The sequence below is a fragment of the Roseibium sp. RKSG952 genome, assembly GCF_009711355.1.
Genome location: NZ_SMMF01000920.1, coordinates 1,482 through 14,038, shown reverse-complemented (window position 1 = coordinate 14,038; position 12,557 = coordinate 1,482). Strand labels below are relative to the sequence as shown.

General features: G+C 56.3%; 9 protein-coding genes. 6 read left to right on the top strand and 3 right to left on the bottom strand.

Annotation, left to right across the window (positions count from 1 at the left end; translation table 11 throughout):
* Window positions 1-2 precede the first annotated feature (2 nt).
* Both E1297_RS21130 and E1297_RS21125 read left to right on the top strand, forming a co-directional pair.
* Window positions 3-3,632 (top strand): vitamin B12-dependent ribonucleotide reductase, encoded by a 3,630-nt coding sequence (locus tag E1297_RS21130; RefSeq protein WP_155141968.1) that lies wholly within the window; start codon window positions 3-5, stop codon window positions 3,630-3,632.
* Between the two features lie 547 nt (window positions 3,633-4,179).
* A complete protein-coding gene (locus E1297_RS21125) occupies window positions 4,180-4,425 on the top strand; it encodes a hypothetical protein (protein WP_155141966.1) in 246 nt (81 codons plus the stop codon).
* Between the two features lie 54 nt (window positions 4,426-4,479).
* Here the strand turns inward: E1297_RS21125 and E1297_RS21120 are convergent, their stop codons facing one another.
* A complete protein-coding gene (locus E1297_RS21120) occupies window positions 4,480-6,024 on the bottom strand; it encodes a trimethylamine methyltransferase family protein (RefSeq protein WP_155141964.1) in 1,545 nt (514 codons plus the stop codon).
* A 439-nt stretch (window positions 6,025-6,463) separates the two neighbouring features.
* Here E1297_RS21120 and E1297_RS21115 point away from each other — a divergent pair, with 439 nt between their 5' ends.
* Window positions 6,464-6,979 carry an outer membrane protein gene (locus tag E1297_RS21115; RefSeq protein WP_155141962.1) on the top strand — a complete coding sequence of 172 codons (516 nt, stop codon included), beginning with the start codon at window positions 6,464-6,466 and terminating at the stop codon, window positions 6,977-6,979.
* Window positions 6,980-6,985: 6 nt separating this feature from the next.
* On the opposite strand, the gene E1297_RS21110 is transcribed toward E1297_RS21115, so the two are convergent.
* Window positions 6,986-8,173, bottom strand: a complete 1,188-nt coding sequence (locus E1297_RS21110) for a pyridoxal phosphate-dependent aminotransferase (protein WP_155141960.1) — start codon at window positions 8,171-8,173, stop codon at window positions 6,986-6,988.
* 59 nt (window positions 8,174-8,232) lie between these two features.
* The gene (locus E1297_RS21105) at window positions 8,233-8,613 is read right to left on the bottom strand and encodes an MmcQ/YjbR family DNA-binding protein (protein WP_209015905.1); all 381 of its coding nucleotides are present in this window, start codon (window positions 8,611-8,613) and stop codon (window positions 8,233-8,235) included.
* A gap of 180 nt (window positions 8,614-8,793) precedes the next feature.
* Here E1297_RS21105 and cysS point away from each other — a divergent pair, with 180 nt between their 5' ends.
* The 3 genes from cysS to E1297_RS21090 all read left to right on the top strand — a co-directional run.
* The gene (cysS, locus tag E1297_RS21100; protein ID WP_155141958.1) at window positions 8,794-10,197 is read left to right on the top strand and encodes a cysteine--tRNA ligase; all 1,404 of its coding nucleotides are present in this window, start codon (window positions 8,794-8,796) and stop codon (window positions 10,195-10,197) included.
* Between the two features lie 71 nt (window positions 10,198-10,268).
* Complete coding sequence (gene cimA, locus E1297_RS21095; RefSeq protein ID WP_155141956.1) at window positions 10,269-11,903, top strand: citramalate synthase; 1,635 nt, start codon at window positions 10,269-10,271, stop codon at window positions 11,901-11,903.
* A gap of 2 nt (window positions 11,904-11,905) precedes the next feature.
* Window positions 11,906-12,557, top strand: a 652-nt coding sequence (locus E1297_RS21090) for a squalene/phytoene synthase family protein (RefSeq protein WP_209015904.1), incomplete at its 3' end; no start/stop codon positions are given.

Sequence of the window (12,557 nt, the reverse complement as noted above, 5' to 3'; positions counted from 1 at the left end):
ACATGAAGATTGAAAGAAAATTTACCAAACCGGGGCGGGATGCATATGCAGAGCTCGATTTTGTGTCAGCCACCTCGGAAATCCGCAATCCCGACGGGACAATCGTATTTCGGCTGGACAACATTGAGGTGCCTTCCAGCTGGAGTCAGGTAGCCAGCGACGTCATCGCCCAGAAATACTTCCGCAAAGCGGGCGTCCCGTCCAAGCTGAAAAAAGTAAAAGAGAAAGACGTCCCCGAATTCCTGTGGCGCTCGGTTCCGGCTGATGGCGCGGAGTTTGATGGCGAGACCTCTTCCAAGCAAGTGTTCGACCGTTTGGCGGGCGCTTGGGCTTACTGGGGCTGGAAGGGTGGTTATTTCTCGACCGAAGATGACGCGCGCGCCTATTTTGACGAGATGCGCTATATGCTGGCGACCCAACGCGCCGCGCCGAACTCGCCACAATGGTTCAATACCGGTCTGCATTGGGCATATGGAATCGATGGCCCGGCGCAAGGGCACCACTACGTCGATTACAAAACCGGAAAACTGACCAAATCGAAATCCGCTTACGAACATCCGCAGCCGCATGCGTGCTTCATCCAGTCGGTCGATGATGATCTGGTGAACGAAGGCGGTATCATGGATCTGTGGGTGCGCGAGGCGCGCCTGTTCAAATACGGCTCTGGTACCGGGACCAACTTCAGCCATCTGCGTGCAGAAGGCGAGGCGCTGTCAGGCGGCGGCAAGTCCTCGGGCCTCATGGGCTTTCTCAAGATCGGCGACCGCGCCGCTGGCGCGATCAAATCAGGCGGAACAACCCGTCGAGCAGCAAAGATGGTGATCGTCGATGCAGATCACCCGGACATCGAGCAATTCATCGAATGGAAGGTGATCGAAGAGCAGAAGGTGGCCTCGATCGTTGCCGGATCAAAGATGCACGAGAAGATGCTGAACGGCATTTTCGAGGCCATCCGAAGCTGGGACGGTGCGCAGGACGATGCGTATGATCCCAATAAGAATGACAGCCTGAAGAAGGCGGTTCGCGAAGCCAAAAAAGTCGCGATCCCAGAGACTTACATCAAGCGTGTGCTGGACTACGCCCGGCAGGGTCACGACAGCATCGAATTCCCGACCTATGATACGGACTGGGATTCGGAAGCGTATAGCTCGGTTTCGGGTCAGAACTCGAACAACTCGATCCGCGTGACCAACACATTCTTGACCGCAGTTGAAAAAGACGCGGATTGGGAACTGATCAACCGCACCGATGGTAAGGTTGCGCGCACGGTCAAAGCGCGTGATCTATGGGAAAAAGTCGGCCACGCCGCATGGGCTTGCGCCGATCCGGGTATCCAGTTCCATGACACTGTCAACGAATGGCACACTTGCCTCGAAGATGGTGAGATTCGCGGCTCGAACCCGTGCTCGGAATACATGTTCCTCGATGACACGGCCTGTAACCTTGCTTCGATGAACCTGCTGACCTTCCTGAAGGATGGTGAGTTCCAGGCGGCGGATTACATGCACGCTTCGCGTCTGTGGACCCTGACATTGGAAATCTCGGTGACCATGGCGCAGTTCCCATCCAAGGAAATCGCCCAACTGTCCTATGACTTCCGTACGCTGGGTCTGGGTTACGCCAATATCGGCGGCCTGCTGATGAACATGGGCTACAGCTACGACTCGGACGAGGGGCGTTCGATCTGTGGCGCGCTGACCGCGATCATGACCGGTGTGGCCTATGCGACCTCGGCGGAGATTGCAGGCGAGCTTGGCCCGTTCAAAGGCTATGAGCGCAACGCAGACCACATGCTGCGCGTCATCCGCAACCACCGTCGTGCGTCACAAGGAGTGACCGAGGGTTATGAAAAACTGGCTGTTAAGCCGGTGCCGCTGGACCACGACAATTGCCCGGACAAGCGTCTGATCGATCTGGCCATGTCCGCTTGGGATGAGGCGCTGAGCCTCGGCGAAAAGAACGGCTACCGTAACGCGCAGGCCACCGTGATCGCACCAACCGGTACCATTGGTTTGGTTATGGATTGCGACACGACCGGGATCGAGCCGGACTTTGCTCTGGTAAAGTTCAAGAAACTGGCTGGTGGCGGTTACTTCAAGATCATCAACCGCTCGGTGCCTTCGGCGCTGGAAAAGCTGGGGTATTCCTCGTCTCAGATTGAAGAGATCGTCGGCTACGCGGTTGGTCACGGTACTATCGGCAACGCGCCGGGTATCAACCACACCTCGTTGACCGGTCACGGCTTTGGCCCCAATGAACTGGCCAAAGTGGACGCCGCGCTGGAAAGCGCCTTTGATATCCGGTTCGTGTTTAACCAGTGGACGCTGGGTGAAGACTTCTGCACCGGCGTTCTGGGCATCCCGGCGACCAAGCTGAATGACCCGACCTTCGACCTGCTGCGTCATCTGGGCTTTACCAAGGCGGATATCGACGCGGCCAATGACCATGTCTGCGGGACGATGACGCTGGAAGGTGCGCCGCATCTGAAGGAAGAGCACTATTCGATCTTCGACTGCGCCAACCCGTGCGGTAAGAAAGGCAAGCGTTTCCTTGGGGTTGACAGCCACATCACCATGATGGCGGCGGCGCAGAGCTTCATCTCGGGCGCAATCTCGAAAACGATCAACATGCCGAATGACGCGACCATCGAAGACTGCCAGAAGGCTTACGAACTTTCGTGGTCGCTGGGTGTGAAGGCCAACGCGCTGTACCGCGACGGCTCGAAACTGTCGCAGCCTTTGGCGGCAGCGCTGGTCGAGGATGACGACGAAGCGGCGGAAGTTCTGGAAAGCGGATCGGCGCAGGAAAAAGCCGTCGTGCTGGCCGAGAAAGTGATCGAGAAGGTTGTGGTCAAGGAAATGATCCGCAGCCATCGCGAGAAATTGCCGCATCGCCGCAAGGGCTATACCCAGAAAGCGATCGTGGGCGGGCACAAGGTTTACCTGCGGACCGGTGAGTTTGAAGACGGCAAACTGGGCGAGATCTTCATCGACATGCACAAGGAAGGTGCTGGCTTCCGTGCGATGATGAACAACTTTGCCATCGCTGTATCGGTCGGCCTGCAATACGGCGTGCCGTTGGAAGAGTTTGTGGATGCCTTTACCTTCACCAAGTTCGAACCGGCTGGGATGGTACAGGGCAACGACTCGATCAAGAACGCGACGTCGATCCTGGACTACATCTTCCGTGAACTCGCCGTGTCTTATCTGGACCGCACCGATCTGGCCCATGTGAAACCCGAAGGCGCAACCTTCGATGATCTGGGCCGAGGTGAGGAAGAGGGCGTTTCGAATGTCTCGGAGATCAGCGATAGTGCTGCGACCAAGTCTTTGGAAGTTCTGAAACAAATCAGCTCAACTGGGTATCTGCGTAAGCGCTTGCCTCAGGATTTGGTGGTCTTCAACGGCGGTCAGGCCGAAGTGAATGGCATGGCTGAAACTGCGGCGCAGTTTGAAGTTCAAAGCGAAACTACCGTCGTATCCGAGGTGGCAACCGGAATGGATGCCCGCACCAAAGCCAAGATGCAGGGTTACGAGGGCGATCCATGTGGCGAATGCGGAAACTACACGCTGGTGCGCAACGGAACCTGCATGAAGTGCAACACTTGCGGCGCAACCAGCGGGTGTAGTTGAGATTAGCACCCCGGCAAACCGGGGTGTAGGGGCCGGAAGCTGCCATAGTAACCGGTCCCGACGAATACGGAGCAAGGCAAAGCCTGAGACTTACCAAAGGCGCCTTGTTCCACTCGGTCGACATGCCCGTGTTGGCCGGGAACAGGGTGGGGCGGAATATCAGTCCTTCCCACTCTCTCACGGGACGGGTGCGCTCGTCCCAGGCGACGTCCAGGCCGCAGGCAAAAAAACACCGGGCGGTCAACGAAATGAGCCTGGATGGCGAAACTGACAGGGGGCTTCGGCCCCCTTTCTTTTTGCCACGGTGAGTCGCCTGATTGAGCGGTGGCCTGCCAGATCGCGCTTTGGTCGTAGGGGGAGATTTGCCGAATCGTGATTCTGCGATTTGGGCCAGCAAGAGGCCGCACTGCAGTCAGCAGTAAACGGGCGGGCTTTGGCGCGAATCACAGGATTTTCCGACCTAGCGATGACAGCCGTCTCTTAAAGGGTGTTTCTGGTGCCTGTCCGGATGGACTACCACTCAAAACCCCTACGAGGAGATATCACGATGAAACCGCAGAAATTGGCCGTACTCGCCGCAGTTGCAGTTGGATTTCCGGCCCTTGCCCTTGCGCAGTCGAGTGCAGACGCCAACGGAGACGGCGTTCTGACCATCGAAGAAGTGCAAGCTGTTCTGCCAGATATGGATGCTGATGGCTTCTCGACATTGGATACCAATGGCGACGGTGCGCTTGATCAGGCTGAGATAGCGGCCGCTCAGGAGGCAGGCCTGCTGCCGGCAACAAACGGCTAAATACAGGCTTAGGCAAGGCGGCCCGGTTCTTTCGGGCCGCCTGTTTTCAATGAGTTACTGCGGCAAGTGAATGTTGAACTTGCTCCGAAGCTCTGCATCCAGCAGCGGGTCAAATCGCGCCTGAGACGGCGTCGCAAGGATCTCTTCCTTGCGGGCAATTGCTTTTTTAATCAGATCCGGCTTGCCCAGTTCAGACCACTCCTTTGGAGAGGTCCGATCGCCGAGTGTCGGATACACATAATCCACCTGCATACGGCCAAGAGTGGCATCAGTGCCCAGATAATGACCGGGTCCGCCAAGGCAAACTTCGGCGATTTGATCCAGTGCCAGAGTGTCGTCGTTTACTTCGATCCCCCGAACACAACGAAGTGCCTGACCAATCAGATCGTCGCTGAGAATGAGGCTTTCGAAACAGAATCCCAGCAGGGATGAATGCATACCCGCTGCTTCATAGACCATGTTCAGACCCGATAAACCGGCCATGACGTTCGAACACATCTGTTCCCAGCCAGCCTGCATATCGGGGAGTTTTGCATCGGATGCGCCTGCAGCTGCACCGCCTGGCAGTCCGTAGAACTTATGCATCTGAGCGCACCCTGCACTCAAAAGCGCTTGCTCACCGGAACCTACCGACATCGCACCGGTACGCAGGTCCAGACCAAAGGGCCAAGTGCCAAAAATCGCGGGAGCACCTGGCTTTACGGCATTTACATAAACCAAACCGGCCAGGCATTCCGCGGTTGCCTGAGTGATTGCTCCGGCGATTGTAGACGGCGCGGTAGCACCTGCCATACCTGCAGAAAGCAGCAGAACAGGCATTCCGGCCTTGATGCATTCCTCCATAACTTCGCAGCTTTCAGTTGCAAATTTCATTGGCGGAACGACAAAGCAGTTGGAGTTCGACACAAATGGACGTTCGCGCCACTTGTCTTCACCGCCAGCGATCATGTGCAGCATTTCCACCGCCGGAGCGACATAGCTGGGATCGGTGAACGATGTACCGATATGTTTGAATGTGCCCGAACAGCAAGCATAGATGGTGTTCAGATCCATCTCGCGGTTGTCCAGAATGTCACGGCAAACCATCGGACGCTGAACGAAATGGATATTGTCCAGACTATCGCAGATACGGGATGCGTCGTGCAGGTCCTGAACCGTTGAATCACGGTACTCTCGACCATGTACATCGACCATGTGTACTGCAGCGCCAGCGGTTCCATAGTGGACGCGGTTGCCCGAAAGCTCGAGGTCAGTTTTGCCATCACGGCTATAAAGCGTGACCGAACGGTTCGCTTTGGCCAACATATCCTCGACCAATGCGCGCGGGAAGCGGATACGTCCGTCATCCCCGAGAATACAGCCTGCGCCGACCAGATAATCGATGCCGCTTTGCGGTGCATCGGCAAGGCCGATCGTCTCAAGTGCTGTCAGGGCGGCGTTGTGTATACGCTCCATATCCTGCTGGCTTAGAGGTTTGTATGTGCCACCTTCCATGCCCGGGCGCACAGGGCGCAGGTGGTCGGGCAGGGCGGCGGCACGCGCTGCACGACGGGCAGAGCGTCCGCCGCTACGAGAAGAGCTACGGGATTGATCGTTCATGTGAGTGTTCCGAATGTTATTGAGCTAGTTTGGGATTGGCTATCTCAATAGGATTACGGCCGACCACGCGCCGCACGCCCGCGATCTGCGCCGATTGTACGGCTTACCAGACGGATTTTCCAATATTCGCCGCGCATTCCGGCCCTCGGTTATTCACAGGTTGTGTATGGCACCGCATACCGACGCGATCTATCCTGTTTACGACCTGTTTTTAAGAAACCTGATTTAAGATCGGATCAGCGAAAGCGACCAGGCTTGCGTAACTAAAATGAATACCTGAAGTTTTTTTCCCGTTTTGAGAGAAATCTGTTAAACTATCTTCACTTAGTGAAAGTGAATTGTGAATTGAATTGAGGGTTTAAGCCCCCATATCCGTGCCAAAGCGGTAGTCGCACTTAGGGCCTCAGACGGTTCTGATGCGAAGTACTTGGAGAGGCGTATGAAACGATTGACGGCCATGATTGCTGCGTTGCTGCTTGTCGGCACCGCACCCGCTTTTGCCGAAGATTGGACGGGCGCCTATGCAGGATTCAGCTTTGGTTACACAGATGCTGATGGTCCGAATGGATCCAGCGGAAACGACACCACCTTTGGCCCTCACATCGGGTACGATTACGATTTTGGTGATTTCGTACTGGGTGGCGAGCTTGAATATGATCCATTGAACCTGAGCTTGGGTTCTGAGGGCAGTCTGGACGGCGTCACGCGCCTGAAGCTGCGTGGCGGGTATGATTTCGGTCCTGCGCTCGGTTATGTCGTGGTTGGTGCCGCTCGTGCCGATACATCGAATGACAGTGACACCGCAGCTGTCTATGGTATCGGCGTCGCATATCCCATTGGCGAGAACTTTGTGATCAGCGGTGAAGCTCTGAGACAGAACTTCAGCGATGTGACCCGCTCAAATGGTGATCTCGACGCAAACACCTTTAACTTGCGCACGACATTTCGGTTCTGACCACGTCTATTCGGCGGCGTGCTGACCTGCGAGCTCGGATGCAAAATTACACACAGTCTGTAGCGCGGCAGCAAACCTGTCATCGTCAATTGTCATAGCAACGCGAATATGGCCCGCTGCAGCGGTGCCAAAGCTCTCGCCCGGCATGACCGCGATGGCGTGGGTATCGAGCAGAGCATTTGCAAACGCCTCGCCGCTCATTCCGGTCGCTCTTATATCCAGCATCAGGTACATCGCACCCTGCGCAGGAACGAGGCCTACTGTGTTTTGTCCACCCAGAACCTGCATGGCCAAAGAGCGTCTGCGGCGGAACGGCGCTGCAACCTCTTCCTCCAGACCGTCACCCGCTGTCAAAGCATAGCTCGCGGCATCCTGGATAAAGCCCGGAACCCCATAAGTGGTGTGTGTGGCCAAGTTGATCAGATGCTGAACAACTTCTTCCGGACCTACAATCCAGCCGCAACGAGAGCCGGTCATCGCATGGGATTTGGACATGGATCCGACAACCAGCGTACGCTCGGCCATGCCGGGCAGGGCGCGTGGTGACAGGTGCTCACCTTCCCATACCTGCGTATCGTAGACCTCGTCCGAGATCAGCCAGAGATCGCGTCGCTGGCAGAGATCAGCAATTTCGTTCAGCGTTTCGCGGGAATACACAACACCTGTTGGGTTGTTCGGTGTGTTGATCAGCAGCGAAACTGCGCCCTCAACGAGTGGTTCAATCATATCGGCACGTGGCTGAAATGCATCTTCAGCGCGGGTTTGCACCGCTTTTGCAATCGCGCCTGCTCCACGAATGGTGCCGGGGTAGGTCGCATAATAGGGGTCAAGATAAAGGCCCACATCACCCGGATCACAAACTGCTGTATGAGCCGCGAACAGTGCAGACTGGCCACCCGGCGTGATCAGCACGTTGTGTCGCGTCGTGGCTACCCCGGTACGGTTTTGTACCCGGGCGGCGACTGTATCGCGCAGCAGATCTGTGCCGGGAACCATGGCATATCCAGTATGCCCGTCGCGGGCAGAGCGATCCATTTCAGCCAGAATCGTCGCATCGGTGCGAATGTCATGTTCGCCAATCGTCAGTTCAGTCACGGCATGACCTTCAGCGATCATCCGGCGCGCGCGATAAAACACATCCCAGCCGTCAGATCCGCCGTCGGTCAAATGCGTGATACGATGCGACAGTTTCATTGCGCGCCTCCCTTGCAGCAATTCAGGCCGAATGGGACAGAGCGCCGGTGATTTGTCAATCAACTTCGCGCCGGTAGTGTCGCCTGCAATTTTTTCGTGAGCGAGGCGCGTACGATATCATAAGACGCGGTCAGCCGGTGGCGCATCTCCTCAGCTTCTGTATCCCATGGCAGTCGAATCCAGCTGCGATGAAAATAGGGGGCTTTGGTGCCGACGCCCGCTTCGATCAGCATCTGAGCCGTTTCGATATCCGGCGTCTTTACAGAAACGCCATCCCCCACAGATCCGACGCAGGCAAACATCTTGCCGCCCACTTTCCACGCATCATGCCCGCCACCCCAGGGGTCGGACAGTTCGGCCCCAGGCAGGTCTTCGCAAATGGAATTCACGTACTCTCGGCTCATGAAAGACAGGTTGCCGGTGCAATCAGCGAAACTCAAGGCTTGGCTCAGGCAAAATCACGTGATATCCGAACATTATGAACCCGATGACCTGCATCATTATTTGCTGCATTACCTGCTGATTAATCAAGCGGGCCGGTTTCTTTCGTTTTCATCCCTGAGACAAGTTGCTAAGCCCGCGCCAACGCGAGAAGCTATGCTGTTCTTAGGAGCCGACCGATGACGACGATCAAACTGCACAACACACGGACGCGGACGAAAGAGGATTTCGTGCCGATCGATCCAGAAAATGTGCGGATGTATGTCTGTGGGCCTACCGTCTATGACCGGGCACATCTGGGAAACGCCCGACCAGTCGTTGTATTCGACGTGCTCTATCGGTTGCTGCGTCACGTATATGGCACAGATCACGTGACCTATGTGCGTAATTTCACGGACGTGGACGACAAGATCAACGCCACGGCGCTGTCGCGTAAACAGGCCGGTGCGGAAGGGTCTTTGGAGCAGCTGGTGCAGGAGCGTTCGGACGAAACCATCGGCTGGTATCTGCATGATATGGGTGCACTGGGCGCGATGGAGCCCAATGAGATGCCGCGCGCGACCGAATACATCGCCCAGATGATTGCAATGATCGAGGATCTGATCGCGAAAGGTCATGCCTACGCTGCCGATGGCCATGTCCTGTTTGCCGTAGACACATGGAAAAATGACTATGGCAAGCTGTCAGGCCGTTCTGTTGATGACATGATCGCAGGCGCACGAGTCGAGGTTGCGCCTTACAAGAAGAACCCGATGGACTTCGTACTGTGGAAGCCCTCGACTGACGATCTGCCGGGTTGGGACAGCCCGTGGGGTCGTGGACGTCCGGGTTGGCATATCGAATGCTCGGCCATGAGTTATGAGCTGCTGGGAGCGAGCTTTGACATCCATGGCGGTGGCAACGACCTGATGTTCCCACATCATGAGAACGAGATCGCCCAGAGCTGCTGCGCACACCCCGAGGGGGAGTTCGCTCGGTACTGGCTACACAACGAGATGCTGCAGGTAGAAGGCAAGAAGATGTCCAAATCACTGGGCAACTTCTTCACCGTGCATGATTTGCTGGAACAAGGTGTGTCCGGCGAAGTTATCCGGTTTGTGTTCCTTCAAACTCATTATCGCAAGCCAATGGATTGGACAGAGAAGAAACGAAACGATGCCCAAAAGGAGCTTGGGAAATGGCATCGCATGAAGGGAGACAACGAGCCCGGAGAAGTGCCACCTCAGATATTGGAGGCCCTCGGTGACGATCTAAATACGCCTAAAGCAATATCTGAACTTCGGAAACTGGCCGACAATGGTGATATTCCGGGTTTGCTCGCGGGGATGGAAATCATGGGGCTGAAAACCGTCAGCAGCGAAATGCTTGACCTCATCCGGGATAGCGAGCGTGAGCTACTTGATGAATTGCGCCTGAACTTTGCCAATGCACGGGAAGTTGCAAAGCAGACTAAGGACTTCTCAGAAGTAGACAGGCTCAAAAATGCGCTCATCGCGGCTGGTGTGGAAGTGCGGATGAGCAAAGAGGGCGTCGAGTTGGTGCCCGGATCGGGCTTTGATGCGGCAAAGTTGGAGAATGTCTGATGGCTGATCCAAATCATTCCTGTTGCGACAAGCAGGCGTAATCGATGACTGAGGGCCAGCGGGAGCAAGCAATGACTAAAGAACGCCTCTACCTCTACGACACCACCTTGCGTGACGGACAACAAACGCAGGGTGTCCAGTTCTCGACTGCGGAAAAGGTCCAGATTACGCAGGCTTTGGATGAGTTGGGGGTTGATTACATCGAAGGCGGCTGGCCCGGTGCAAACCCCACGGACAGTGCGTTTTTCGATGCGGCCCCAAAAACCTCGGCCACGCTGACCGCATTTGGGATGACCAAACGATCAGGCCGGTCTGCAGATAATGATGATGTTCTGGCAGCGGTGATGAATGCGGGAACGCAGGCGGTGTGTCTGGTGGGCAAATCGCACGACTACCACGTGACCCAAGCGCTTGGCATTACGCTTGAGGAAAACACGGAAAACGTCCGGGCATCGGTCGCACATATCGTGGCGCAGGGGCGCGAGGCGCTGTTCGATGCCGAGCATTTCTTTGATGGCTATAAGGACAATCCGACCTATGCGACCGAAGTGTGCCGGGCGGCATTGGAGGCTGGCGCAAGGTGGGTGGTGTTGTGCGATACCAATGGCGGTGCGCTACCTGCAGAAGTGGGCAAGATTGTCTCTGAACTGATCGCTGCAGGTTTGCCAGGAGATCGGTTGGGCATTCACACCCACAACGATACCGAAAATGCGGTCGCCTGCTCACTGGCAGCTGTTGATGCCGGGGCGCGTCAGATTCAGGGGACATTGAACGGGTTGGGCGAGCGTTGCGGTAATGCCAATCTGACCGCATTGATCCCGACATTGTTGCTCAAAGAACCGTACGCATCACAGTTTGACATCGGGGTCAACCGTGAAGCACTTGTTGGTCTGACTCGGACCAGCCGGATGCTGGATGATATTCTGAACCGGGTGCCCAGTAAGCAATCTGCTTATGTAGGAGCATCGGCCTTTGCCCACAAAGCCGGCCTGCATGCCAGTGCGATCCTCAAGGATCCGACGACGTATGAGCATGTAGATCCGGCCACTGTCGGCAATACGCGCATCATCCCGATGTCCAATCAGGCAGGGCAGTCCAACCTGCGCCGTCGTCTGAGCGAAGCAGGTCTGACTGTCGAGGCGGGTGATCCGGCGTTGGGACGTATTCTGGAGCGGATCAAGCAGCGCGAGGCTGAAGGCTATTCCTACGATACCGCTCAGGCCAGTTTCGAGCTGCTGGCGCGCGATGAACTGGGGCAGTTGCCGCAGTTCTTTGAGGTCAAACGCTACAAAGTTACCGTCGAACGGCGCAAGAACAAGTACAACAAGATGGTCAGCCTGTCCGAGGCTGTTGTTGTGGTCAAAGTTGACGGAGAAAAGAAGCTGTCCGTCAGTGAGTCTCTTGACGATTCCGGCGGTGACCGTGGTCCGGTAAACGCGCTGTCCAAGGCGCTGGCCAAAGATCTGGGGCAGTACTCTCCGATATTGGATGATATGCATCTGGTCGACTTCAAAGTGCGCATAACTCAGGGTGGTACCGAGGCGGTCACGCGGGTCATAATCGACAGCGAAGACGGGCAGGGCCGGCGTTGGTCGACTGTCGGCGTCAGTGCGAACATAGTGGATGCCTCGTTTGAGGCACTGCTTGAGGCGATCCAGTGGAAGTTGGTGCGCGACTGCAAAACACAGTCGGCGGCTGCGGAGTGACTGTGAAGTTCGATGATGATGTAAAGGCCTGCGCGGGGCTTGTTCATCGCGCTGATCCCGACCGTTTTATGGCTGCGATGGCTGCCCCGGTTGCTGCGCGATCGGTTTTGTTTCCTTTGTATGCGATGAATGTCGAAGTTGCGCGCGCTCCCTGGGTCACTCAGGAGCCCATGATCGCAGAAATGCGGCTGCAATGGTGGCGCGATGCACTGCAGGAAGTTGCCGAGGGGCCGACCGTGCGCAGGCACGAAGTAGTCACACCATTGTCGCGTGTGCTGTCCCCCCACTTGGCGGCGCAGTTGGATGAATATGTGGCCGTAAGGCGTTGGGATATTTATCGAGATCCGTTCGAAGACGAGGAGCATTTCGACAGCTATATCGATCACAGTGCCGGAACGTTGATGGTTGTCTCGGCACAAGCCCTTGGTGCTGCCGATGAAACGGTTCTGCGTGACTTTGGATACGGTGTTGGTGTCGCCAACTGGTTTCGGGCGATCCCTGATCTCGAGGCGCGAGGTCGGATACCTTTGCTCGATGGCACCCCGGATGGGGTTCGCATGTTGGCGCAAAAAGCATTGCAACGATTGATGAACGCTCAATCCAACCGAGCGGCAGTTTCAAAGGATGCTTGCCCGGCACTTTACGCGGGCTGGC